The 24,246-nt window shown below is 73.5% G+C and carries 17 protein-coding genes and 1 riboswitch; of the genes, 10 read left to right on the top strand and 7 right to left on the bottom strand.

The window, feature by feature from the left end; translation table 11 throughout:
* Positions 1-11: 11 nt before the first annotated feature.
* From ACXNSR_RS28675 to ACXNSR_RS28685, 3 genes are all read right to left on the bottom strand, one after another.
* The gene (locus ACXNSR_RS28675) at positions 12-506 is read right to left on the bottom strand and encodes a cupin domain-containing protein (protein ID WP_458638249.1); all 495 of its coding nucleotides are present in this window, start codon (positions 504-506) and stop codon (positions 12-14) included.
* Positions 507-580: 74 nt separating this feature from the next.
* Positions 581-1,000: a DUF4267 domain-containing protein gene (locus ACXNSR_RS28680; RefSeq protein ID WP_458638250.1), complete on the bottom strand. Its 420-nt coding sequence runs from the start codon at positions 998-1,000 to the stop codon at positions 581-583.
* Positions 1,001-1,048: 48 nt separating this feature from the next.
* Positions 1,049-1,444: a hypothetical protein gene (locus ACXNSR_RS28685; RefSeq protein WP_458638251.1), complete on the bottom strand. Its 396-nt coding sequence runs from the start codon at positions 1,442-1,444 to the stop codon at positions 1,049-1,051.
* A 428-nt stretch (positions 1,445-1,872) separates the two neighbouring features.
* Between ACXNSR_RS28685 and ACXNSR_RS28690 the strand changes: the two genes are divergently transcribed.
* The gene (locus ACXNSR_RS28690; RefSeq protein ID WP_458638252.1) at positions 1,873-5,250 is read left to right on the top strand and encodes a BTAD domain-containing putative transcriptional regulator; all 3,378 of its coding nucleotides are present in this window, start codon (positions 1,873-1,875) and stop codon (positions 5,248-5,250) included.
* Positions 5,251-5,323: 73 nt separating this feature from the next.
* Here ACXNSR_RS28690 and ACXNSR_RS28695 read toward each other — a convergent pair whose 3' ends face one another.
* Entirely contained in the window at positions 5,324-6,559 is a 1,236-nt protein-coding gene (locus tag ACXNSR_RS28695; protein ID WP_458638253.1) for a citrate synthase, read from the bottom strand.
* A gap of 65 nt (positions 6,560-6,624) precedes the next feature.
* Here ACXNSR_RS28695 and ACXNSR_RS28700 point away from each other — a divergent pair, with 65 nt between their 5' ends.
* Together ACXNSR_RS28700 and ACXNSR_RS28705 are read left to right on the top strand one after the other, a co-directional pair.
* Positions 6,625-7,791: a citrate synthase gene (locus tag ACXNSR_RS28700; RefSeq protein WP_458638254.1), complete on the top strand. Its 1,167-nt coding sequence runs from the start codon at positions 6,625-6,627 to the stop codon at positions 7,789-7,791.
* A gap of 24 nt (positions 7,792-7,815) precedes the next feature.
* Positions 7,816-8,910: a CobW family GTP-binding protein gene (locus ACXNSR_RS28705; protein WP_458638255.1), complete on the top strand. Its 1,095-nt coding sequence runs from the start codon at positions 7,816-7,818 to the stop codon at positions 8,908-8,910.
* Positions 8,911-8,926: 16 nt separating this feature from the next.
* Here the strand turns inward: ACXNSR_RS28705 and ACXNSR_RS28710 are convergent, their stop codons facing one another.
* Together ACXNSR_RS28710 and ACXNSR_RS28715 are read right to left on the bottom strand one after the other, a co-directional pair.
* Complete coding sequence (locus tag ACXNSR_RS28710) at positions 8,927-11,014, bottom strand: restriction endonuclease (RefSeq protein WP_458638256.1); 2,088 nt, start codon at positions 11,012-11,014, stop codon at positions 8,927-8,929.
* A gap of 107 nt (positions 11,015-11,121) precedes the next feature.
* Complete coding sequence (locus tag ACXNSR_RS28715; protein WP_458638257.1) at positions 11,122-13,578, bottom strand: DNA gyrase/topoisomerase IV subunit A; 2,457 nt, start codon at positions 13,576-13,578, stop codon at positions 11,122-11,124.
* Positions 13,579-13,843: 265 nt separating this feature from the next.
* On the opposite strand from ACXNSR_RS28715, the gene ACXNSR_RS28720 reads away from it, so the two are divergent.
* The 4 genes from ACXNSR_RS28720 (at position 13,844) to ACXNSR_RS28735 (ending at position 18,649) form a co-directional block, all read left to right on the top strand.
* Positions 13,844-15,205, top strand: a complete 1,362-nt coding sequence (locus ACXNSR_RS28720) for a M16 family metallopeptidase (protein WP_458638258.1) — start codon at positions 13,844-13,846, stop codon at positions 15,203-15,205.
* A gap of 20 nt (positions 15,206-15,225) precedes the next feature.
* On the top strand, positions 15,226-16,593 hold the full coding sequence (locus ACXNSR_RS28725) for a M16 family metallopeptidase (protein ID WP_458643421.1): 1,368 nt from the start codon (positions 15,226-15,228) through the stop codon (positions 16,591-16,593).
* A gap of 216 nt (positions 16,594-16,809) precedes the next feature.
* A riboswitch (cyclic di-AMP (ydaO/yuaA leader) is annotated at positions 16,810-16,969 on the top strand.
* Positions 16,970-16,981: 12 nt separating this feature from the next.
* Positions 16,982-17,785, top strand: a complete 804-nt coding sequence (locus tag ACXNSR_RS28730) for a M23 family metallopeptidase (protein ID WP_458638259.1) — start codon at positions 16,982-16,984, stop codon at positions 17,783-17,785.
* 186 nt (positions 17,786-17,971) lie between these two features.
* A complete protein-coding gene (locus tag ACXNSR_RS28735) occupies positions 17,972-18,649 on the top strand; it encodes a GntR family transcriptional regulator (protein ID WP_458638260.1) in 678 nt (225 codons plus the stop codon).
* A 479-nt stretch (positions 18,650-19,128) separates the two neighbouring features.
* On the opposite strand, the gene ACXNSR_RS28740 is transcribed toward ACXNSR_RS28735, so the two are convergent.
* On the bottom strand, positions 19,129-19,410 hold the full coding sequence (locus tag ACXNSR_RS28740) for an HPr family phosphocarrier protein (RefSeq protein ID WP_030012489.1): 282 nt from the start codon (positions 19,408-19,410) through the stop codon (positions 19,129-19,131).
* Positions 19,411-19,593: 183 nt separating this feature from the next.
* On the opposite strand from ACXNSR_RS28740, the gene ACXNSR_RS28745 reads away from it, so the two are divergent.
* The 3 genes from ACXNSR_RS28745 to ACXNSR_RS28755 are packed head-to-tail and all read left to right on the top strand — an operon-like array spanning position 19,594 to position 24,235.
* Positions 19,594-22,383: a bifunctional acetate--CoA ligase family protein/GNAT family N-acetyltransferase gene (locus tag ACXNSR_RS28745; protein ID WP_458638261.1), complete on the top strand. Its 2,790-nt coding sequence runs from the start codon at positions 19,594-19,596 to the stop codon at positions 22,381-22,383.
* 50 nt (positions 22,384-22,433) lie between these two features.
* Positions 22,434-23,033, top strand: coding sequence for a DUF5998 family protein (locus ACXNSR_RS28750; protein WP_069924106.1), 600 nt, complete (start codon positions 22,434-22,436; stop codon positions 23,031-23,033).
* Positions 23,033-24,235 carry an alkaline phosphatase family protein gene (locus ACXNSR_RS28755; protein WP_458638262.1) on the top strand — a complete coding sequence of 401 codons (1,203 nt, stop codon included), beginning with the start codon at positions 23,033-23,035 and terminating at the stop codon, positions 24,233-24,235. The genes ACXNSR_RS28750 and ACXNSR_RS28755 overlap by 1 nt, the downstream gene beginning before the upstream one ends.
* Positions 24,236-24,246: the final 11 nt, after the last annotated feature.

A 24,246-nucleotide genomic window follows, 5' to 3' on the forward strand; every position in this document is an offset into this window, starting at 1 on the left:
CCCCACTCCCGTCATGCCCGGACCGTGTTCCACACCTCACTGCGGGTGAAGTAGGTGTCGTAGAGCTCCTGGACCTCCAGGAGGGAATCCGGCGGCACCTTTCCGTAGGCGATCCGTTCCAGGTGGCGGAAGTACTCGAACCGCTCGATGCCCGGCGTGATCACGATGAGGATGTCGGCGTTCTCGCCGGGCGCGGCGGCGAACGCGTGGTCGAGGCCGGGCGGCACGATGACGAGGTCGCCGCGTTCCGCGGTCACCACCTGGTCGCCCGACAGGAGCTGCGCGGTGCCGTCGAGCAGGTAGAAGAGCTCGGCGGACCGGGAGTGGCGATGGGGCGCGGCGCCATTGGCGCCGTCCAGCAGGCTCACCCGCTGGGTCGACAGGGCGCCGCCGGTGGAACCGCCGTCGGCGAGCAGCCGGATGGTGGTCGGGGCGGCGCCGAGCGTCTCGGCCTCGGCCGAGCGCACGATCACCGATTCGTCGAAGGAAGGCACGATCAGGGACATGTCGTCGTCTCCTGGGAGATGGGAGAGGTGGGAGGTGAGGGCCGGAAGCCGGTGCGGGCGGGCGGGTCCGGTGCTCACGCCCGGGCCGGTGCGGCGGCGCTGACGGGAGGGGCCGGACGCTCGCGCAGCAGGAGCCCCGCGGTCAGGGCGACGGCCAGGGCGGTGACCCCGTGGACCCCGTAGGCCTGAGCCGCCGGACCGCCGCCCGCGAGGACGATCACCATGTCGCCGGCGGGGACGAAGGCGATCGCCGCCATCGCCCAGCCGAGCGCCCGGCGCTGCCGTGCGAGCAGGAGGGCGAAGATGACCAGCCCGGTCGCGATATCGCGGACGCCCTTGACGGCGAGGAAACCGGCGCCGTCGTGCCGCGGCCAGGTCGGCAGACCGAAGCCGGCGGCGGTGGCCTGCGGCGCGAGCAGGTAGCTGAGCCCGACGTACACGATGAACGCGGCGCCGATGGCGGCCAGGGCGGTGGTGAGGTGCTTGAGGGACATGGGAGGTCTCCTGAAAGCGGATGGGAGGGCCGGCGGACGTGCGGGGGATCAGCGCGCAGCGCGGGCGCGGCGGACGGCGCGCGTCCGGCGGACGTAGGCGGGACGCCCGACGGTGTGCCACAGCAGGCGCCCGGCGAGGGGCAGCGCGGCGAGCATCGCCGCGCGCTCTGCCCGGTCGGCGTCCTCCAGGACCATCCCGAGGAAGAACAGCAGCTTCGGCTTGGGCGTGCTGGTCAGGAAGTGTTCGCCCAGCCGGTCCCACTCGTGCGCGGACAGGTGGCGGGCGGCGAGCGGCAGCAACGATTCCTCCTCGTCGGCCAGGTGCTCCAGGAGCACGGTCCGGTGCTCCGCGAGAACCGACACGAGAGCGTCGCGCTCCGCCTCCCCGGCCCCGCCCTCCCAGGCGGGCAGCGCCTCCCCGGCGGCCGCGAGACTCGCGGCCACCCGCTCGTGCTGGGCCCATGCGCAGGACGAGATCCGCTTCGAGGTCGACCCGGGCCATCAGCGGCGGCCACAGGTACGCGTCCTCGCCGTGGTGGTGGCCCGTCAGACCGAGCCGGTAGTCACGGAAGTGGTCCCCGAGGAGCTGTGCCCGGGCCGTGTCGCCGGGGGCCACCGAGGCGATCAGCTCGACCAGCAGGCGCGCCTCGCGGCGCAGGCCCCGGTGGATGACCACCATCTCGTGGGTGTTCGGCCGTGCCGTGCTCCGGTGCGGTCGCGGCGCCCGTGCCGCTCGTTGCTGCGTCGTCTTCATGGGAAGAGACTCGGCGCCGGTACATGGAGGGTTCTTGGAAGGCACTTGGAAGGTTCCGTGACCTCATCCGGTCCAGGGCGGGCCGGAGTTGGCCGAGGCGGCGTACGTTGGTGGCGTCATGGTCCACATACGCGTACTCGGCTCCTTCGTGGCAGAGCGGGACGGCGAGGCGATTCCGCTCGGCGGCCACCGCCAGCGCTCCGTGCTGGCCCTGCTCGTATCGGCGCGCGGCCGGGTCGTGTCCGTCGACCGGATGATCGAGGAGCTCTGGCAGGGGGCGCCGCCCGCCCGGGCCGTCGCCTCGCTCCAGGCCTACGTCTCCAACCTGCGCCGCCTCCTCGAACCGGGCCGGGCCCCGCGCACCCCCGCCCGGCTGCTGGTGAGCGCCCCGCCCGGGTACGCGTTGCGGCTTCCCGAGGACTCCGTCGACGCCTGGCGCTTCGAGCGGCTGCTCGGACGGGCCCGCGAGGCCCTGCCCGCCGAGCCGGACACCGCCGGAGCCCTGCTCCGCGAGGCGCTGGCGCTGTGGCAGGGGCCGGCGTACGCGGACACGGCGGACGAGCCGTGGACCCATGCCGAGATCATGCGGCTCGGCGAGCTGCGGCTGGCCGCCCGCGAACTCGGCATCGCCGCCGGGCTGCGGGGCGGCGGCGACATCGCCGGGGCGGTCGCCGAGGCCGCGATGCTGACCCGGGACGAGCCGCTGCGGGAGGAGGCCTGGCGGCTGCACGCCCTCGCGCTGTGGGCGGCGGGCCGGCAGGCCGACGCGCTCTCGGCGCTCCGCAGGGCCAGGACGGTACTCGCCGACGAGGTGGGACTGGACCCCGGGGCCGCCCTGGTCGAGCTGGAGAAGGCGGTCCTGGCCCAGGACCGCCGGGTGCTGCGCGAGGCCACGCGGCCACCGGAGCACGTGCGACACGTGCGACACGTGCAACACGTGCAGCAGGTGCTGCCGGTGCCGGATGCGCCGCCCGTACCCGAGGTGTCCGCGGCGCCGGCCGCCACCGGGTCCGGACTGTTCGTGGGGCGCGCGGAGGAACTGCGTCGGCTGACGGCGGCGGCGCACCGGGCCCGCGCGGCCGGCCCGGGCGTCGCGCTGGTCACCGGCGAGGCCGGGATGGGCAAGTCGGCGCTGCTGCGCGCCCTGGGCGACCGGCTCCGCGCCGAGGGCTGGCTCGTCGCCTTCGGGCGCACCACCGACGCCGAGGGCGCGCCACCCGCCTGGGCCTGGGTCGAAGCGCTGCGCGCCGTCGCGGCGACCGCCCCGCCCGCTCCCGAGTCGGCCGCCGCGCTGGAGCCCCTGCTGACCGACGGACCTCCCGCCACCGGCCGCGCGCCCGGCGGCGAGGACGTCGCCGCCGGGCGGTTCCGGCTGCACCGCGCCGTCGGCCGGTGGCTGGCGGAGGCCGCGCGCGGGCGGCCCGTCGCCGTCGTCCTGGACGACCTGCACTGGGCCGACGCCGAGACCCTGGCGCTGCTGTCCGGCGCGGCCGATCTCCCCCCGGGCAGCGCGCTGCTCCTCGTGGGTGCCTACCGGCCGGAGGAGGCGGACGGCCGGCTCGACGACACCCTGGCCGGACTGGCGCGGCGTTCACCGGCCCGGATCGCGCTGCGCGGCCTCACCGAGGAGGCCGTGGCCGAGGTGGTCCGAGCCGTGGGCGGCCCGCAGATCGACGCGGAGGTCGTGACCGCGCTGGCCGACCGCACGGGAGGGAACCCCTTCTACGTCCGGGAGAGCGCCAGGCTGCTGGGCAGCGAGGGCTCGCTCGTGGCGCTGTCCGAGGTGCCCGAGGGCGTGCGGGACGTGCTGCGCCGGCGGCTCGGACGCCTCCCCGAGGCCGTGGTGGCCGTACTGCGCCTGGCCGCGGTGGCCGGCCGGGAGTCCGGGGTGGAGGTGCTGGTCGGGGCGGCGGACACCGGGGAGGACGGCGTACTGGGTGCGCTGGAGGCCGGTCTGCTCGCCGGGCTGCTGGCCGAACCCGGGCCAGGGCGGGTCCGGTTCGCCCACGCGCTGGTACGCGACACCCTGCTGGCGGACCTCAGCCGGCTGCGCGCCTCGCGGATGCACGGCCGGATCGCGGCCTGCCTGGAGCGGCTCGCCCCGGACGACGTCTCCGCGCTGGCCCACCACCACGTACGCGCGGCCTCCTCGGCGACGGCGGCGAAGGCGGTCGCGTACTGCCTGCGGGCCGCCCGGCTCGCCGAGAGCCGGTTCGCCCATGACGTGGCCGCCACGCTGCTCACCGAGGCGGTGGAGTGCTTCGAGCGGGTGCCCGCGGGGTCCGGCGGCGACCGGGACACCGAGCGCGCCGAGCTGCTGGGCCGGCTGGTGCGGGCCCAGGTGCGGGCGGGAGCGGTCATGGCGGCCCGTACGACCCGGCGTACGGCGATCGACCGCGCGGTCGGCTCCGGCCGGGACGACCTGCTGATCGCCGCGTTCACGGCATGGACCGAGCCGACCCCGTGGCAGACGCGGCCCTACGGCGTGGTCGACGGCCCGGTGGTGGAGCTGCTGGAGCGCCTGCTGGCCCGGCCCGGTCACGAAGGCGCCGTACGGTGCGGGCTGCTGACGGCGTACGCCGCCGAGCTGTCCGACGCCAAGGTGGCGGGCGTACGGGCGGCGGCGCGCGAGGCGCGCGTCCTCGCGGAGGGCACCGGGGACCCCGCGCTGCGGGCGGGGGCGCTCGCGGCGCTGGTCAAGGAACTCGACGCCGACCTGGAATGGCCCGAACGCGCCGCGCTGGGAGGCGAACTCGAACGGATCGGTGCCGCGCACGAACTGCCGGGGCACCAGTGGTACGGGATGTTCGTCCGCTCCACGGCGCTGGCCGCCGAAGGCGATGTGGCCGGTGCCCGTGGGCTCGTGGAACGGTGGACACGGTTCGCGCGGACCTACCGGATGCCCGGACCGGTGGCCGTCGGCGAGACGGTCGAGGCGACCTGGGCCCATGTGGAGGGTCGGTTCGAGGAGGCGGAGCACCTCTACCGGCAGGCGGCCGCGCGGATGGCCCGGCAGGGTTCCCCGCACGCGGAGGGCATCCTCGCGATCGCGATCGCGACGCTGCGGGCGAGCCAGGGGCGGCTCGCCCAGTCGCTGCCGGGGCTGCGGCAGGTGTACGCGGCCTTCGGCCCGCCGGCCGGGGACCTGCTCGCGGTCGCGCTGGCCGCGGCGGGCGAGGAGCGGGAGGCCCGCGAGGTCCTCGACCGGGCGGGACCCCTGCGGACGGACTACTTCTTCAAGGTCTTCGCGACCTTCCGGGCGACGACCCTGGTCATGCTCGGGGAGCGGGCGGGTGCCGGGGAGCTGTACGCGGCCCTGCTGCCGTACCGCGACGCCCCGCCGACCTCCTCCGGGTTCACCGTGGCGGTCCGCCCGGTCGCCCGCACCCTGGGGGAACTCGCCGTGCTGCTGGGCCGCGAGGGGGAGGCCGCCGGCCACTTCGCGCGCGCGGCGGACATCGCCGAGCGGTGGCACAGCCCGTGGGGGGCGGCCTGAGGTCGGGAGCCGCCCCGACGTCAGGGGCCGGGACCTCGGAGGCGCGGGCCGGGCCCCGGGCGGCGCGGACCCGTCACGGCATCGGCCGGGGCGGGCGGGGCCCGTGGTACTGCCCGCTCGGCCGCATCCGTAGCGGCCGTTCCTGGTACTCCTCCAGGGCGTGCGCCATCCAGCCCGCCGTACGGGCGACCGCGAAGACCGTCTCCCCGGCCTCCGCCGGCATTCCGCACGACACCGTCAGCACGGCCAGCGCCAGGTCCACATTGGCGTGCAGCCCGCCCTGCCGGGCCATCACCGTGGCCACCTCGCGCGCCGCGCCCAGCGCCGGACCGGCCTGTTCCAGCCCTTCCAGCCGCGCGAAGAGCACCCGTGCGCGAGGGTCCTCGCCCCGGTACAGCCGGTGGCCGAGCCCGGGGACCCGCCGTCCCGCCCGCAGGTAGTCCGCCACCACCGGCGCGGCCCCGCCCTGTTCCAGCACCTCCACCAGCATCCGGTGTGCGAGCCGTCCGGCCGCACCGTGCAGCGGGCCCTCCAGGACACCCAGCCCGGCGGACACCGCCGCGTACGGATGGGCCCGTGCGGAGGCGGCCACCCGTACGGCCAGGGTCGAGGCGGCCAGGTCGTGGTCGACCAGCAGGGCCAGCGCGAGGTCCAGCACGGCCAGCGCGTCGGGGTCCGGCTCCCGCGCCGTCAGCCGCGGCCACAACTGCCGGGCGATGCGGCCGTCCCCGGCCCACCGGGCCGCACCCACCATCGGCAGCGCGCCGACCAGCGTGGGGATCAGGGCCCGCGCGGAGCCGAGCACCGCAGCCTCGGACAGGTCGAAGCGCAGCGGATCCGCCACCGCGGCGGCGGCGACCGCCACCCGCAACCGGTCGATGGGGCCGCCGTGTTCCGGCAGCGCGGCCACCGCCCGCCGGGCGGCCTCCAGGGTCTGCGGGGGCGCGGTGAACCGGGCCCCGGGCGTGAGGGTGCCCGTCCAGAGCCACTCGGCGACCTCCTCGTAGCGGTACCGGGAGGCCAGCTCCACGGCGTCCACGCCGCGGAAGTAGTACCGGTCGGGCTCGATGAGGGTGAGCGCCGTACGGACGGAGAGTTCCCCGGTGGGGGCCGCCGCCTCGCGCCGGCTCCGCCGGGCCAGAGCCTCCACCTCGGCGGCGTCGAAGCTGCTGCCCCGCCCGGCGGGATCGCGGCGGCTGCTCAGCTGGCCCCGGCTGACGTACGCGTACACCGTCGCCGGTTTCACCCCGAGTGCGCGGGCCGCCTCCTGGGTGCTGAGCCTGTGCCCGCTGTCCGTCTGGTCGCTCATGACGAACACCCTACAGATGGATAGACATGTTGATTCAATCAATATTGACATCGATTGAATCCATCATGGATGGTCGATCCATGAACACCACCTTGGAAGTACCCCGCGGCCTCGCGGGAGTCGTCGTCACCGAAACCGGGCTGGGTGACGTCCGGGGCCGGGAGGGCTTCTACCACTACCGCCAGTACTCGGCCGTCGAGCTCGCCGCCGCCCGCAGCTTCGAGGACGTGTGGCACCTGATGTTCCGCGGCACGCTCCCGGCGGACGCCGCCGAGCGCGCCGCCTTCGCGGCCGAGATCGCGCCCCTGCGCCGCCTGCCCGAGGAGGTACGGGACGCACTGCCGGCCCTGGCCCGGGCCACCCGGCTCTCCGGCCCCCTGGCCGGGCTGCGCACCGCGCTCTCGCTGCTCGGCGCCTGCGCCGGCTTCCGTCCGGTCTACGACCTCGACCCCGGCCGCCGGGCCGCCGACGCGCTGGCCGCCTGCGCCGCCGTACCGACCCTGCTCACCGCCCTGCACCGGCTGGGGCAGGGCCTGGAGCCGGTGGAGCCGCGCGAGGACCTCCCGTACGCCGCCAACTACCTCTACATGCTCACCGGCCGGGAACCCGACCCGGTCAAGGCCCGCGCGGTCGAGCGGTACCTGATGTCCACCGTCGACCACGGCTTCAACGCCTCGACGTTCACCGCCCGGGTGATCGCATCCACCGGCGCCGACGTCGTCGCGTGCCTGACCGGGGCGATCGGCGCGCTCTCCGGCCCCCTGCACGGCGGCGCCCCCAGCCGGGCCCTGGACACCCTCGACGCCATCGGGACCGTGGACCGGATCGGGCCGTGGATCCGCGAGCGGGTCCTGGCGGGCGACCGGATCATGGGCTTCGGCCACCCCGTCTACCGCACCGAGGACCCCCGTTCCCGCATGCTGCGCGAGATCGCCCTCCAGTTCGGCGGCCCCCTCGTGGACTTCGCCGTCGAGGTCGAGCGGCAGGTCGAGGAGATCCTCGCCGAACTGAAGCCCGGGCGGGAACTGCACACCAACGTGGAGTTCTACGCGGGCGTGGTCATGGAGCTCTGCGGGCTCCCGCGCGAGATGTTCACCCCGACCTTCTGCGCGGCCCGCGTGGTCGGCTGGAGCGCGAACATCCTCGAACAGGCCACCGATTCGAAGATCATCCGCCCGGCCGCCCGGTACACCGGCCCCACCCCGCCCCACCCGGTGCCGCCCCTGCACTGACGGAGCCTGGCTACGATCGACCGGGTGAACAGCAGGCAGCCCATCCCCGTCGTCGTCCTCGCCGGTTTCCTCGGATCCGGCAAGACCACCGTGCTGAACCACCTCCTCGCCGGACGCGGCGGAACCCGCATCGGGGTCGTCGTCAACGACTTCGGATCGATCGAGGTCGACGCGATGTCGGTGGCCGGACAGGTCGGGGACTCCATGGTCTCCCTCGGCGGCGGCTGCCTGTGCTGCGCCGTCGACGGCAGCGAGCTCGACGCCTACCTGGAGAAGCTCTCCGCCCCCGTCCACCGGATCGACGTGATCGTCATCGAGGCGAGCGGACTGGCCGAGCCCCAGGAGATGATCCGGATGCTCATGGCCAGCGAGAATCCCGCCATCCGCTACGGCGGGATGGTGGAGGTCGTCGACGCCGCCGAATTCGACGCCACCCGGGCCAGGCACCCGGAGACCGACCGCCACCTCGCCGTCGCGGACCTGGTGGTGCTCAACAAGACGGACCGGGTGGACGCGGCCGAGCGGGCCCGGATCGAGCAGGAGCTCGCCGTGCTCTGCGCCCCGGGCACCCCGGTCGTCGGCGCCGACCACGGGCGGATCGACCCGGAACTGCTCTTCGACCGCAGGCCCTGGACCGAGACCCGCGGGCAGCTCTCCTTCGAGGACCTGCTCGCGGAGGCCGACGGCGACGACCGCGGCCACGACCGGTGCGGCCACGCGCACGCCGCTTACGAGAGCACGGAGTTCACCTCCGAACAGGCCCTGTCCCCGCGCCGGTTCATCGACTTCCTCGACCGGCGTCCGGCCGGGCTCTACCGGATCAAGGGCTTCATCCACTTCGGCGTACCCGGGCACCAGGAGTGCTACGAGGTCCACGCGGTCGGCCGCTTCCTCCGCTTCGCCCCGAGGCCCTGGGGGCGGGGCGAGGCACGCCTGAGCCGGCTCGTCCTGATCGGCTCGGGCACCGACGGGCCGGGCCTGCTGCGCGAGCTGGAGGCCTGCCGCGAACCGGCCCCGCACGAGGCGCGCCCCGAGAGCATGTGGGGCGTACTGCGCTACGTGGCCCGCCCCGCGGAGCCGGGGCCCGAAGCTTCCGTGACCGACCGGGACGGGAGCTGAGACCGGCCTGGGCGGCCTAGGCGACCTCGACGCCGTACTCGCGCAGCAGGTCCTCCAGGCCGCCCCGGTAGCCCTTGCCGCCGATCACGAAGTCCCAGTCGCCGTTGGAGCGGTGCCGGAACGAGCCGAGGACCAGGGCGGTCTCGCCGGCGCGCCCGTCGGAGACGTCCAGCCGACCCAGTTCCTCGCCGCCCGCGGACAGCAGCCGGATGTGGGCGTCGGTGAAACCGGCCAGGTCGGCGTGCGGATCGGCCTCCGGGTCGACGGCGGCCACCAGCACCAGCCGGTCGGCCTCGCGCGGCAGAGCCTCGAAGGAGACCTCCAGCGCCGCCTTGTCGGGCGCCGCGTGCGCGCGGGCCCGCACCGAACCATCGGGGGTCCGCGGGTTGTTGAAGAACACGAAGTGGTCCTCGCTGAGCACCCGGTTGCCCGTGCAGACGAGGGCGCACACGTCCAGTGCGACCCGGCCGGACCAGGTCATGCCGAGCACGTTGTGGTCGGCGGTCGGGGCGGGCTCGGGAGAACGCTGCGCCGGGACCGGCCCCGCCGGACCGCCGCCGAGGCGCCCGCGCAGCCCGTACTGGTGCAGGAGCTCCACCAGCTTGTCCCCGGGAACCAACTCCAGCGGCTTGCCGTTGGAGAAGGTGTACGACGTGGGGCCGAAGGACGAGGTGGTGACCAGCACCCCCTTGTTCGCGCCCTTGTCCTGGACCGTGCCGTACAAGTCCCTTACCGCCGTGGGCGGCACGGTATTCCGGTAGCGCTTGACCTGCACCACGATGCGTCCGCCCGTGATCGGGGAAGGGTCGTTCGCCTCGATGTCCACACCGCCGTCCCCGGATCGCTGGGTGGTCACCGCTTCCATGCCCATCGCCCGGAAGAGCTCCGCCACCAGGTTCTCGAAGGCAATGGGGTCCATCACGAAGAGGTCCGGCTCGTCCTCGTCGCCCGCGTGCCCGCCGTGGCTGACGACTCCTCCGCCGACCTCGTCGGGCCTGCGTCCCGGGCGCACGGCCGTCAGCTGGTCGGGGCGCGCCGACAGCTGCCCGCGCAACCCCTCCACCAGGCAGTCCACCGCGCTGACCTGCTCCAGCCGCAGCCCGGCGAAGGCGGAGCGGGCCGCCGACACCGAACCCAGGACGATCTGCGCCTCCTGCCCCGTCACCGGATCGTGGTCGTCCACGAAGCCGTTGACCACCACCGACTCCAGGGCGCCGAACTCGTCCGCCGCGTAGAGCTCACGCACCACCAGCAGCAGGCACTGCGCCAGCAGATCCCGGTACAGTGCGCGCCGCTGCGTGGCGGGACGGGCCGTCTCCTTGTCCTGGTCCGTGCTCGGCATGTACCGGACCGACTTGGCCTCGGGAACCACCTGGAATCCCGGAAGCTGCCAGTCCAGAACCAGCTCTCGCCCGCCCCGGTCGTAGGCGGCGGCCAGCTGCCTGGGCAGCGCTTCGGGCCAGGCGGTGGAGGCGTAGAGCGCGGCCGAGAAGTACTCCACGGCGGCATCGGCGTCCCCCGCGCGCAGGGCCCTGCCCAGCTCGGCGAGACCGTTGTTGTGCTCGCGGATCCCGGCGAGCTGCTGCGCCGCCCACTGGTCGTATTGCTGTCGGTACGCCGCCAGTTGCTGCTGCCGCTGCAGTTCTGCGGTATGGGCCGCCTGCCAGGCCTGGGTGTAGCGGGCGTGCGCGTCGCGCTCCGCCTGCGCCCTTCTGTTCGAGCCGAGGGTCCAGCCGGTGTTCTGCTGCTGGAACTGCTCGATGCGCGGCATCGGCAGAGGATGCGCCAGGTTCCCCGGGGCGAAGGGTTCCAGCCGTTCGGACCTGACCAGCGCGGCCGTGCGGAACGCGGGTGTCCGGCAGCCCGAGGCCAGCAGTCCCTGCAGGGCGGCGACCTCGGCCTCGATGTGCTCGGTACGCCGTCGTGCCTCGGCCTCCCGGTGCTGACGGTACGCGGCCTGCTGCTCGCGCTGCCCCCGGGCCGCCTCACGTGCGTACGCCCGCTGCCTGCGTTCCGCCTCGCGGTGCTGGATCAGCTGTGTCTGCTGCATCCGGCGCTGGGCCTCGGCCCAGTCCCCGATCAAACCGCCCGACCGACGACTCATCAGCTCTGTGTTCTCCCGCCCCACCCGACAGTGCCAAGAGGGAAAACACTAGTCGCCATTCGGGTGGTACGTCCCCAGGACGTACCACCCGAATGGTCTGGAACCTCCTACAGCACGGCTCCCGCCAGCGCCGCGACCGCCGACGGCAGCGCCGCCCCCGAGCCGTCCCGGCGCGGGTCCACGGCCGGCAGCTCGGCCGGAGTGCCGTTCGCCGCCGCGGCGCGGACGGGGGAACCGCCCGCCCAGGCCAGGACCAGGACGTCCTCGCCCTTCAGGAACCGCTGGCAGCGCACGCCGCCCGTGGCCCGGCCCTTGCGCGGGTACTGGTCGAAGGGGGTCAGCTTCCCGGACAGCACCGAGCCGTCCAGGGTGCCGTGCGAGCCCGCCACCGTGAAGACCAGGGCGTCCCGCGCCGGGTCCACGGCCGAGAAGTGGATCACCTTGGCGCCGTCGGCGAGCTTGATGCCCGCCATGCCGCCCGCCGGACGGCCCTGCGGGCGGACCTGGCCCGCCGGATAGCGCAGCAGCTGGGCGTCGTCGGTGATGAAGACCAGGTCCTCCTCGCCCGTGCGCAGCTCGACCGCGCCGACGATCCGGTCGCCCTCCTTGAGGGTGATGACCTCCAGCTCGTCCTTGTTCGCCGGGTAGTCCGGCACGACGCGCTTGACCACGCCCTGTTCGGTGCCCAGCGCGAGGCCCTGCGAGGACTCGTCCAGCGAGGTCAGGCAGACCACCCTCTCGTCCGCCTCCAGCCCGGAGAGGAACTCCGAGACCGGGGCGCCGCCCGCCAGGTTCGGCGCGGCGTGCGTGTCCGGCAGCTGCGGCAGGTCGATCACCGACAGCCGCAGCAGCCGCCCGTACGAGGTGACCGCGCCGACATCGGCGCGGGCGGTCGCCGCGACCTGCGAGACGATCAGGTCGTGCTTGGCGCGGGCGCCGCCCTCCTCCTGCGGCAGCGCGTCGCCGTTGGCCGTACGCGCCAGCAGGCCCGTCGAGGACAGCAGGACCCGGCACGGGTCGTCCGCGACCTCCAGCGGAACGGCCGCCACGGCGGTGCCCGCGGACTCCAGCAGCACCGTACGGCGCGCGGTGCCGAACTTCTTCGCGACCGCCGCCAGTTCCGCGGAGACCAGCTTGCGCAGCTCGCTGTCCGACTCCAGGATCCCGGTCAGCTCGTCGATCTCGCCCGTCAGCCGGTCGCGCTCGGACTCCAGCTCGATCCGGTCGAACCGGGTGAGCCGGCGCAGCGGGGTGTCCAGGATGTACTGGGTCTGGATCTCGCTCAGCGAGAACCGCTCCATCAGCCGGGACTTCGCCTGCGCGGAGTTGTCGCTGTCCCGGATGAGCCGGATGACCTCGTCGATGTCGAGGAGCGCCACCAGCAGACCCTCGACCAGGTGCAGCCGGTCGCGGCGCTTGGTGCGGCGGAACTCGCTGCGCCGCCGGACGACCTCGAAGCGGTGGTCGAGATAGACCTCCAGCAGCTCCTTTAGGCCCAGCGTCAGGGGCTGCCCGTCCACCAGCGCCACGTTGTTGATGCCGAAGGACTCCTCCATCGGCGTCAGCTTGTAGAGCTGCTCCAGCACGGCCTCCGGGTGGAAGCCGTTCTTGATCTCGATGACCAGGCGCAGGCCGTGCGAGCGGTCGGTGAGGTCCTTGACGTCGGCGATGCCCTGGAGCTTCTTCGAGCCGACCAGGTCCTTGATCTTCGCGATGACCTTTTCGGGGCCGACCGTGAAGGGCAGTTCGGTGACGACCAGGCCCTTGCGGCGCGCCGTCACGTCCTCCACGGCCACCGTCGCGCGGATCTTGAAGGTGCCGCGGCCGTTCTCGTAGGCGTCCTTGATGCCCGAGAGCCCCACGATCCGGCCGCCCGTGGGCAGGTCGGGACCGGGCACGAAGCGCATCAGCGCCTCCAGGTCCGCCTGCGGGTGGCGGATCAGGTGGCGGGCGGCCGCGACGACCTCGCCGAGGTTGTGCGGGGGCATGTTGGTGGCCATGCCGACCGCGATCCCGGACGCGCCGTTGACCAGCAGGTTCGGGTACGCGGCGGGCAGGGCGACCGGCTCCCGCTCCTGGCCGTCGTAGTTGGCGGTGAAGTCGACGGTGTCCTCGTCGATCGACTCCGTCATCAGCGAGGTGGCGTCGGCCATCTTGCACTCGGTGTACCGCATGGCGGCCGGCGGGTCGTCGTTGCCGAGCGAACCGAAGTTGCCGTGGCCGTCGACCAGCGGCAGCCGCATGGAGAAGGGCTGGGCCATGCGCACGAGGGCGTCGTAGATCGACGCGTCACCGTGCGGGTGGAGCTTGCCCATGACCTCGCCGACGACACGGGCGCACTTCACGTAGCCGCGGTCGGGGCGCAGGCCCATCTCGTTCATCTGGTACACGATGCGCCGGTGCACCGGCTTCATGCCGTCCCGGGCGTCGGGCAGGGCACGGGAGTAGATCACCGAGTACGCGTACTCGAGGAAGGAGCCCTGCATTTCGTCGACGACGTCGATGTCGAGGATCTTCTCCTCGAAATCCTCCGGCGGCGGGGTCTTCGTGCTGCGGCGGGCCATCGCTGCGCGGCTCCTTAACCAAAATGGGGTGTGCTGGGTGTCGGGCGGGGTGTGTGGCTGGGTCTGGCGGTCTTGTGGTGTCCGGCGAGGGTACGACGCGGACCATTGTGGCCCGACGCACCGACAACGCCGACTCCGACCCCGGGGGTCCCCCGGACGGAGTGCGGGGGAGTGACCCGGGAACTTATACGGCGGTCGGCGCGCTTGCATACAGTGGCAGGTCGATAAGAAATCTCTGCATCGCGATCGAAGGGACCACATGCCCATGGGTCACACGGCCACAGCCCAGGCCGGCTCCGGCGGCCTGACAGCGACCGAGCACCGGCTGGCCAACGGCCTGCGCGTGGTGCTCTCCGAGGACCACCTGACCCCGGTCGCCGCGGTCTGCCTCTGGTACGACGTCGGCTCGCGCCACGAAGTCAAGGGACGCACCGGCCTGGCTCACCTCTTCGAGCACCTGATGTTCCAGGGGTCGGCGAGCGTACCCGGCAACGGGCACTTCGAACTGGTCCAGGGCGCCGGCGGTTCCCTCAACGGCACCACCAGCTTCGAGCGCACCAACTACTTCGAGACCATGCCGACCCACCAGCTGGAGCTCGCGCTCTGGCTGGAGGCGGACCGGATGGGGTCCCTGCTGGCAGCCCTGGACGACGAGTCCATGGAGAACCAGCGCGACGTCGTCAAGAACGAGCGCCGCCAGCGGTACGACAACGTTCCCTACGGCACGGCCTTCGAGCGGCTCACCGCCCTGGCCTACCCCGAGGGCCACCCGTACCACCACACCCCGATCGGCTCCATGGCCGACCTGGACGCCGCCTCCCTGGAGGACGCGCGCGCCTTCTTCCGTACGTACTACGCGCCCAACAACGCGGTGCTCTCGGTCGTCGGGGACATCGACCCCGAGCAGACGCTCGCCTGGGTCGAGAAGTACTTCGGCACCATCCCCGCCCACGACGGCAAGCAGCCGCCCCGCGACGGCTCGCTGCCCGACATCATCGGGGAGCAGCTGCGCGAGGAGATCGTCGAGGAGGTCCCGGCACGTGCGCTGATGGCCGCCTACCGGCTGCCGCACGACGGCACCCGTGAGTGCGACGCCGCCGACGTGGCGCTGACCATCCTGGGCGGCGGCGAGTCCTCGCTGCTGCACAACCGGCTGGTGCGCCGCGACCAGAGCGCCGTCGCCGCCGGCTTCGGCATGCTGCGCCTGGCCGGGGCGCCCTCCCTGGGCTGGCTGGACGTCAAGACCTCCAGCGGGGTCGAGATCCCCGCCATCGAGGCGGCCGTGGACGAGGAGCTCGCGCGGTTCGCCGCGGAGGGCCCGACGGCCGAGGAGATGGAGCGCGCCCAGGCACAGCTGGAGCGCGAGTGGCTGGACCGGCTGAGCACGGTGGCCGGCCGCGCCGACGAACTGTGCCGCTTCGCGGTGCTGTTCGGCGACCCGCAGCTGGCGCTGACCGCCGTCCAGCGCGTCCTCGACGTCACCGCCGAGGAGGTGCAGGCCGTGGCCGCGGCCCGACTGCGCCCGGACAACCGCGCGGTGCTCGTCTACGAACCGCTCGCGGCCGACGAGTCCGACCAGCACGACGAGTCCGAGGACTCCGACGAGAACGAGGGGGCGGAGCAGTGAGCGACACGGCAGCCGTCACGATGACCTTCCACCCGCAGCCGCAGGCCGGCGAGCCGCAGCCGTGGGCCTTCCCCGCCCCCGACCGCGGGCAGCTGTCCAACGGGCTGACCCTGCTGCGCTGCCACCGGCCCGGCCAGCAGGTCGTCGCGGTCGAGGTCAACCTCGCCGCCCCGCTCGACGCGGAGCCCGAGGGCCTGGACGGCGTGGCGACCATCATGGCGCGGGCGCTCTCCGAGGGCACCGACAAGCACTCCGCCGAGGAGTTCGCGGCCGAGCTGGAGCGCTGCGGTGCCACCCTGGACGCGCACGCCGACCACCCGGGCCTGCGGGTCTCGCTGGAGGTCCCGGCCTCCCGGCTGCCCAAGGCGCTGGGCCTGCTCGCCGAGGCGCTGCGCGCCCCCGCCTTCGCCGACGCCGAGGTCGACCGGCTGGTGCGCAACCGGCTCGACGAGATCCCGCACGAGCTGGCCAACCCGCAGCGCCGCGCCGCCAAGCAGCTCTCCAAGGAGCTCTTCCCGGCCGCCCTGCGGATGTCCCGGCCGCGCCAGGGCACCGAGGAGACGGTCGCCCGGATCGACTCCGCCGCCGTACGCGCCTTCTACGAGGCCCACGTACGCCCCGCCACCGCCACCGCGGTGGTCGTCGGCGACCTGACCGGGATCGACCTGGACGCCGTGCTCGCGGACACCCTGGGAGCCTGGACGGGCAACACCGCCGCCGCCCGCCCGGTGCCGCCGGTGACCGCCGACGACACCGGCCGCGTGGTCATCGTGGACCGGCCCGGCGCGGTCCAGACGCAGCTGCTGATCGGCCGGATCGGGGCGGACCGCCACGACCGGGTGTGGGCGGCCCAGGTGCTGGGCACGTACTGCCTGGGCGGCACCCTCACCTCGCGCCTGGACAAGGTGCTGCGCGAGGAGAAGGGGTACACCTACGGCGTGCGCGCCTTCGGCCAGGTGCTGCGCTCCACCGCGGACGGCAAGGGCGCCTCGATGCTCGCCATCAGCGGCTCGGTGGACACCCCGAACACCGGACCGGCGCTGGATGACCTCTGGAAGGTGCTGCGCACCCTCGCGGAGGGCGGCCTGACCGACGCCGAACGCGATGTCGCCGTGCAGAACCTGGTGGGCGTGGCCCCGCTGAAGTTCGAGACGGCGTCCTCGGTCGCGGGCACCCTCGCCGACCAGGTCGAGCAGGAGCTGCCGGACGACTACCAGGCGCAGTTGTACGCCCAGCTCGCCGCGACCGGCACGGTGGAGGCGACCACGGCGGTCGTCCAGGCCTTCCCCGCGGACCGGCTGGTCACCGTTCTGGTGGGTGACGCGGCGCTGATCGAGGAGCCCGTTCGGGCCCTTGGGATCGGCGAGGTCACGGTCGTCTCCAACTGACCGTCGGATGACGGCTGATTGAGAGCCGGCTGAAGGTTTCAGCAAGGGGTTCTGGTGACTTGTCACCAGAACCCCTTTTGTCCGTTTAATGGTGAGGTTGCTTTTATGTGGTGTGGCGTACGCAACAAAAAGCCGTGTCTGTTTGGCGATTGACTGATGATCCGCCTAGCGTCGGCCGTGCTGCCCGTCAGTTGTGCCCGCCGCATCCGCGGCACCGGTCAGCGATCGCCGAGTCCCCGTCAGGCGCGAGCCTGGGGAGCCGGGGACCCACATGAGTCCCTGGGGTGAATCGGACCCCCTCGCAAGAGGAGATCCGTAGGAGACCTTCCTGCTCCGAACCCGTCAGCTAACCCGGTAGGCGAGAAGGAAGGAAAGGATCAAACCCTTCATGGCGTTTGGCAGTCGTCCCGCTGGTACCGGTAAGCACCGTGGCTCCAGCCGTCTGAGCAAGAAGACCGCCGGTTACGCCGGTATCGCCGCGATCGCCACCACGGGTGTCGTCGGCTCCCTCGCCGCCCCGGCCTTCGCCGCGGACAACCACAGCAGCACCATCGGCCAGGACAACGGCCTGGGTGCCGTGGTCGTCGCCGAGGACCTCGCGGGCGACATCGCCGACCAGGCCGAGTCCCAGCACCGCGGCGCCGAGCAGGACGCCGTCAAGGCGCAGGCCGAGGCCGACGCGAAGCAGCGGGCCGCGGAGGCCAAGCGCCTCGCCGAGGCCAAGGCGAAGGCCGAGCGCGAGGCCGCCGAGCGCGCCGCCCGCGAGGAGGAGCGCAAGCGCCTCAACACCTTCGTCGCCCCGGTGGACGGCTCGTACGTCAGCACGCAGTACCACGCGGGCGGCGGCATGTGGTCCTCCGGTTCGCACACGGGCATCGACTTCCACGCCGCCTCCGGCACCTCGGTCCACGCGGTGGGCGTCGGTACCGTCGTCGAGGCCGGCTGGGGTGGCGCGTACGGCAACAACGTCGTCATCAAGCACAACGACGGCACCTACACCCAGTACGGGCACATGACCTCGCTGAACGTCTCCGTCGGCGAGCAGGTCACCCCCGGCCAGCAGATCGGCCTGTCGGGCTCCACCGGCAACTCCAGCGGCCCGCACCTGCACTTCGAGGCCCGCACCGGCTCGCAGTACGGCTCGGACATCGACCCGATCGCGTACCTGCGCTCGCACGGCGTCAGCCTCTGACACCGCCCCGCACCGCTTCACCGAAGGCCCCGGCTCCCCGAGCCGGGGCCTTTGTGTGTTGCGTCCTTGTGCAAATGTTTCGTATTTCTGGCCGCTCTCGGAAATTATCGTGTGTTGCAATAGAGTCGCAGCACACGCATGTGCGTGCAATGAGGCTGGCAGACGGAAATAGGCGGAGGTTCGGTCTTGCGTATTCCTGCGCACGCGGTATGCACGGCAATCCGCGACGACATCGTCTCCGGGGTGTTCGAGCCGGGCGGCCGGCTGACCGAGGAGGTGCTGGCCCGCCGGTACGGGGTCTCGCGCGTCCCGGTGCGCGAGGCCCTGCGGACCCTGGAGTCGGAGGGGTTCGTGACCACGCGGCGGCACGCGGGGGCCTGTGTGGCGGAGCCGACCGAGCAGGAGGCCGCGGACCTGCTGGAGCTGCGGATGCTCCTGGAGCCGCTGGCCGCCGCGCGGGCCGCCCGGCGGCGCACCGACGCGCACCTCAAGGTGCTGCGGGGGCTGGTCAGACTGGGGCAGGAGCGGGCCAGGCGGGGCCAGGGCGAGGACCTGCGGTCCCTGGGCGGCTGGTTCCACGAGACGCTCGCCCAGTCCTCCGGCAGCCCCGGGCTGATCGCGCTGCTCACGCAGATGCGGCACAAGATCGCGTGGATGTACGTGGTGGAGGCGCCGGCCCGGCCCGTGGACTCCTGGGCGGAGCACGGGGCGATCGTGGACGCGGTGGCGCGCGGCGACGCCGAACGGGCGCGGGCGCTGACCGCCGTCCACGCCGACCGGGCGGCGGGGGCGCACCGGCTGCGGATCCGCCCGACGGTGAGCACTTCGCAACCTGCCGTAAACATGTCGAGCGGCCGGCATTAACAGGAGCCGTATACAAAGGGCGGGACCGTGAATTCGCTGCGCGGTATCCGAACCGTTCCGTGTCGGATCGGTTTTCCGTGCGGAATTCCTGCGGAGCGGAATTCGGCGTGCGCGGACCGAATTCCGCCGAGCGGTATTTCCTCGGCGCCCCGTGGGCGTGCGGCGCGCCGGGCGGGCCCAGGTTTCGCCGAGGGATTCCCCCGGACCCCGAGTCCCGGGCCGGCTCCGGCGTCCCGGCCGGAATCCACCCGGGCCGGACCGCGGGCCCCGGGTGGAGGCCGGTCGCGATCCTGATTCCGGCTTCCGGCCGGCGTCTGCTCCCCGGGCCGGAGGCGGCCCCGGGCGTCGTGAGCCCGGCGGGATCCGCAGGAGACGGGCCGGACCCTGGTTCCGGGTCTTGGGCCCGTCCTCGTGGACGACGAAGCCGCGGTCCCCGGAGCGGGGGCCGCGGCTTCGCGCGTGAAGTCGAACCCGAAGGGTCAGACGGTCTCGGGGAGCTCCTCGAGACCCTCGGCGACCAGCTTCGCGAGGCGGTCGAGCGCGGCATCCGCACCCTCGGCCTCGGAGGCGAGGACGATCTCCTCGCCGCCCTGGGCGCCCAGGCCCAGGACCGCCAGCATGGAGGCGGCGTTGACCGGGTCGCCGCCGGACTTCGCGATGGTCACCGGGACGCCGGAAGCGGTCGTCGCACGGACGAAGATCGAGGCGGGACGAGCGTGCAGGCCCTCGGCCCAACCAACGTTGACGCGGCGCTCTGCCATGGTGATGCCCTTCAGGTTCTTACGGTTGTCTAGACCAGTCTCTCACGGCACCCGGAATGCTCGGACCTACCTTCGGCCAGAATTTTCCGCCGTTCGGCCTCCCCCAGCTTGCCCTGGTTCGTCCCGTCCCGCCTCGGCGCCGCGCGAGGGCTCTGCGGCCCGATCCGGCCGTAAGGTGGGCCCATGACCATCGAGTCGGACCCCTCGTACCCGGCCCACTGGGAAGCCGACGTCGTCCTGCGCGACGGCGGCACCGCCCGGATCAGGCCCATCACCACCGAGGACGCGGGCCGGCTCGTCAGCTTCTACGAGCAGGTCTCGGACGAGTCGAAGTACTACCGGTTCTTCGCCCCCTACCCCCGGCTCTCCGACCGCGACGTGCACCGCTTCACGCACCACGACTACGTGGACCGGGTCGGGCTCGCCGCGACCATCGGCGGCCAGTTCATCGGCACCGTCCGCTACGACCGCATCGGCCCCGACGGCCGCCCCGCCTCCGCCCCCGCCGACGAGGCCGAGGTCGCCTTCCTCGTCCAGGACGCCCACCAGGGCCGCGGAGTCGCCTCCACGCTCCTCGAACACATCGGCGCGGTGGCCCGGGAGCGCGGCATCCGGCGGTTCGCCGCCGAGGTGCTGCCCGCCAACACCAAGATGATCAAAGTCTTCACGGACGCGGGCTACCAGCAGAAGCGCAGCTTCGAGGACGGCTCCGTCCACCTCACCCTCGACCTCGAACCCACTGCCGAGTCCCTCGCCGTGCAGCGCGCCCGCGAACAGCGCGCCGAGGCCCACTCGGTGCAGCGGCTGCTGGCCCCCGGCTCGGTGGCCGTCGTCGGAGTCAGCCGCTCCGGCGCGGGCGTGGGCGCGGCCGCACTGCGCAACCTGCGCGACAGCGGCTTCCGCGGCCACCTCTACGCCGTCAACGAGGCCGCCACCCGCGACCTGCTCGACGGCGTACGGGCCTACCCCGCCGTCGCGGCCATCGGGGCCCCGGTCGACCTCGCGGTGATCGCGGTCCCCGCCGACCGGGTCCCCGAAGCGGTGGCCGCCTGCGGCGAGCACGGGGTGCAGGGCCTCGTCGTCCTGTCCGCCGGCTACGGGGAGAGCGGTCCGGCCGGACTCGCCCGCCAGCGCGAACTGGTGCGGCAGGTGCGTTCGTACGGGATGCGGCTGATCGGGCCGAACGCCTACGGCGTGATCAACACCGCTCCCGAGGTGGAACTCAACGCCTCCCTGACCCCCGCGCCGATGCCCACGCGCGGCCGGATCGGCCTGTTCACGCAGTCCGGGGCGATCGGGATCGCCCTGCTCTCGGCCCTGCTCCGGCGCGGCGAGGGCCTGTCCTCCTTCGTCTCCGCGGGCAACCGCGCCGACGTCTCCGGAAACGACATCCTCCAGTACTGGTACGACGACGAGGCGACCGACGTCGCCCTGCTCTACCTCGAAACCCTCGGCAACCCGCGGAAGTTCACCCGGCTCGCCCGCCGGACGGCGGCCGTCAAGCCGGTGGTCGTCGCCAAGGGCGGCCGGCACAGCCCGGCCGGGCACGTCGTCCCCGACACCCGGCTGCCGGAGGCCACCGTCTCCGCCCTGCTGCGCCAGGCCGGCGTCATCCGCGTCGACACGGTCACCGAGCTGGTGGACGTCGGCCTCCTGCTGGCGGCGCAGCCGCTGCCCGCCGGACCCCGGATCGCGATCCTCGGCAACTCCGAATCCCTCGGGATCCTCACCTACGACGCCTGCCTCACCCAGGGCCTGCGGCCGCTGCCGCCGCTGGACCTGACGACGGCGGCCGCGCCGGCCGACTTCCGCGCCGCCCTGACCGACGCGCTGCGCTCCGAGGACTGCGACGCGGTGGTGATCACGGCCATCCCGTGGGTGAGCGAGGACGCTCCGGCGGACGACCTCGCCGGTGCCCTGCGCGAGGCCGTGGCCGCGTACCCCGGCAAGCCGGTCGCGGTGGTCCACGTAGAGCTGGCCGAGCTCGTCGAGGCACTGTCCGCCGTGCGGGGCGCCCCGAACCCGGCCCCGCCCCGGAGCTGGGGCCCCGCGGCGGACCCGGCACCCCACGCCCCGGCCGGCCCGCTGTCCGCCGCCGGCGACAGCATCCCCAGCTACCCCGCCGCCGAGCGGGCGGTCAAGGCCGTCGCCGAGGCCGTCCGGTACGGGCAGTGGCGCCGGGCCACCGCCGAGGACGACGGGCGGGTCCCCGAGTACGAGGACATCGACGAGGCCGCCACCGCGGACCGGCTCGCCGGGCTGCTCGCGGAGGTCGACCCCGGCGCCGTGCTGACCCTGGCCGACCCGGACGCCCGCGAGCTGCTCGCCGGCTACGGGATCCGCGTCCTGCCCACCCTGCCCGCGCCGAGCGCCGACGCGGCGGTCCGCGCCGCCGGGGTGCTGGGCTACCCCGTGGCGCTCAAGACCACCGCCCCGCACCTGCGCCACCGCGCGGACCTGGGCGGCGTACGCCTCGACCTCACGAACGAAGCCGAGCTGCGGCGCTCGTACGAGGAGCTCACCGACGCGCTGGGCAAGCCGGCCGAGCTCCAGCCCGTGGTGCAGGCCATGGTGGCGCGCGGGGTCGACACCGTCGTCCGCTCCGTCATCGACCCCGCCGCGGGCGCCGTCCTCTCCTTCGGGCTGGCCGGCGTCGCCTCCGAGCTGCTCGGCGACACCGCGCACCGGCTCGTCCCGGCCACGGACCGGGACGCCGCCGGACTGATCCGGTCCATCCGGACCGCACCCCTCCTGTTCGGCTGGCGCGGCAGCGACCCCGTCGACACCCCCGCCCTGGAAGAACTGCTCCTGAGGCTGTCCCGCCTCGTGGACGACCACCCCGAGGTGATCGGCGTCTCACTGGAGCCCGTCGTGGTCGCCGCCGAGGGCGTCTCCGTGCTCAGCGCCACCGTCCGCGTCGCCCACCCGCCGGCCCGCGGCGATCTCGGGCCGCGGACCCTCCCCAGTTACTGACCGGGTCCGGCGCGGCCTGAGGGCCCCGTACGGGCCTTAGGATGGACCTCATGGCGAAATCCGGTACGACGACCCAGGGGCTGCGCACGGCGATCGAGCGCAGCGGCTACTACCCGGCCCTCGTGGCCGAGGCGGTGGAGGCCGCGGTGGGCGGCGAGCCGATCTCGTCGTACCTGGTCCACCAGGAGACGACCTTCGACTCCAACGAGGTACGCCGCCACGTCACCGTGCTGGTCCTGACCGGCAACCGCTTCATCGTCAGCCACACCGACGAGCAGGCCGCCGACGCCGGGTCCCCGTCCCCGTACGCGACCACCTCCACCGAGTCGGTCAAGCTGTCCAGCATCTCCTCCGTGGTGCTCAGCCGCGTCGTCGCCAACCCGGAGTCCTACACTCCGGGCACCCTGCCCCGCGAGGTCGTCCTGACCATCGGCTGGGGCGCGGTCTCCCGGATCGACCTGGAGCCGGCCGCCTGCGGCGACCCGAACTGCGACTCCGACCACGGCTACACCGGCAACTCCACCGCCGACGACCTCAGCCTGCGGGTCAGCGAGGCCGGCGACGGCCCGGAGGCCGTGCGCCAGACCCTGGTCTTCGCGCAGGCCCTCAGCGAGGCGACGGCGGCGACGTCCTCCCCCTCCGCCCGCTGATGGCGTACTCCGCGGCACAGGAGTGGCCCGAGCCGGAGCTGCTGGACCTGGCGGGCGCCCCCGTCCCGGAGTACGGCGCCGGGTCGCTCGCCGACCTGCTGCCCACGCTCGTGGCGGGACAGGGCGTCCCCGGATTCACCGCCGCCATCACCGAGCTGACCCCGGCCGACCGGAACTGCGTGTTCCTGGTCGACGGCATGGGCTGGGAGCAGATCAAGGCCCATCCGGACGAGGCCCCGTACCTCACCTCCCTGCTCGGCAGCTCGCGCGGCGGCACCGGCCGCCCGATCACCGCGGGCTTCCCGGCGACCACCGCCACCTCGCTCGCCTCCGTGGGCACCGGCCTGCCGCCGGCCCGCCACGGCCTGCCCGGCTACGCCGTCCGCAACCCCGCCACCGGCGAACTCATGAACCAGCTCCGCTGGCACCCGTGGACCGCGCCGAAGCCCTGGCAGCCGTACCCGACCGTCTTCCAGCAGGCCGACAAGGCCGGGGTGGCGACCGCCCAGGTGTCCTCGCCCGCCTTCCAGACCACCCCGCTCACCAAGATCGCGCTGAGCGGCGGCACCTTCCTCGGCCGGATGACCGGCGAGGAGCGGATGGACCTGGCGGCCGAGCGCCTCGCGGCCGGTGACCGCTCGCTCGTCTACACCTACTTCAGCGAGCTCGACGGGGCCGGCCACCGGCACGGCGTGGACTCCGACGCGTGGCGCGGCCAGCTGATGTACGTGGACCGGCTCGTCCAGCGGCTCGCCGAACAACTGCCGCCGCGCACCGCCCTGTACGTGACCGCGGACCACGGCATGGTCGACGTCCCCTTCGACGAGGACTCCCGGATCGACTTCGACGAGGACTGGGAGCTGAGCGCCGGCGTCGCCCTGCTGGGCGGCGAGGGCCGGGCCCGGCACGTGTACGCGGTGCCGGGCGCCGAGGCCGACGTGCTGACCGTGTGGCGCGAGGTGCTCGGCGACCGGTTCTGGGTCGCGAGCCGCGAAGAGGCCCTGGAACTGGGCTGGTTCGGCGCGCCGGGGGAGTGCGACGAGCGTGTTCTCGGCCGCATCGGCGACGTGGTGGCGGCCGCCCAGGCCGATGTCGCGATCACCGCCTCGCGCAACGAGCCGAACGAATCCGCCCTCACCGGAATGCACGGCTCCATGACCGCGGCGGAGCAGCTCGTCCCGCTGCTCGAAATCCGCACCTGACCTCCGCCGAC

Source organism: Streptomyces sp. NC-S4 (assembly GCF_054353315.1).

Bases quoted from the DNA above. Each gene is read 5' to 3' on its own strand.
- ACXNSR_RS28675 (WP_458638249.1), bottom strand. From the start codon at position 506: ATGTCCCTGATCGTGCCTTCCTTCGACGAATCGGTGATCGTGCGCTCG.
- ACXNSR_RS28680 (WP_458638250.1), bottom strand. From the start codon at position 1,000: ATGTCCCTCAAGCACCTCACCACCGCCCTGGCCGCCATCGGCGCCGCG.
- ACXNSR_RS28690 (WP_458638252.1), top strand. From the start codon at position 1,873: ATGGTCCACATACGCGTACTCGGCTCCTTCGTGGCAGAGCGGGACGGC.
- ACXNSR_RS28695 (WP_458638253.1), bottom strand. From the start codon at position 6,559: ATGAGCGACCAGACGGACAGCGGGCACAGGCTCAGCACCCAGGAGGCG.
- ACXNSR_RS28700 (WP_458638254.1), top strand. From the start codon at position 6,625: ATGGATGGTCGATCCATGAACACCACCTTGGAAGTACCCCGCGGCCTC.
- ACXNSR_RS28710 (WP_458638256.1), bottom strand. From the start codon at position 11,014: ATGAGTCGTCGGTCGGGCGGTTTGATCGGGGACTGGGCCGAGGCCCAG.
- ACXNSR_RS28715 (WP_458638257.1), bottom strand. From the start codon at position 13,578: ATGGCCCGCCGCAGCACGAAGACCCCGCCGCCGGAGGATTTCGAGGAG.
- ACXNSR_RS28720 (WP_458638258.1), top strand. From the start codon at position 13,844: ATGGGTCACACGGCCACAGCCCAGGCCGGCTCCGGCGGCCTGACAGCG.
- ACXNSR_RS28725 (WP_458643421.1), top strand. From the start codon at position 15,226: ATGACCTTCCACCCGCAGCCGCAGGCCGGCGAGCCGCAGCCGTGGGCC.
- ACXNSR_RS28730 (WP_458638259.1), top strand. From the start codon at position 16,982: ATGGCGTTTGGCAGTCGTCCCGCTGGTACCGGTAAGCACCGTGGCTCC.
- ACXNSR_RS28740 (WP_030012489.1), bottom strand. From the start codon at position 19,410: ATGGCAGAGCGCCGCGTCAACGTTGGTTGGGCCGAGGGCCTGCACGCT.
- ACXNSR_RS28745 (WP_458638261.1), top strand. From the start codon at position 19,594: ATGACCATCGAGTCGGACCCCTCGTACCCGGCCCACTGGGAAGCCGAC.
- ACXNSR_RS28750 (WP_069924106.1), top strand. From the start codon at position 22,434: ATGGCGAAATCCGGTACGACGACCCAGGGGCTGCGCACGGCGATCGAG.
- ACXNSR_RS28755 (WP_458638262.1), top strand. From the start codon at position 23,033: ATGGCGTACTCCGCGGCACAGGAGTGGCCCGAGCCGGAGCTGCTGGAC.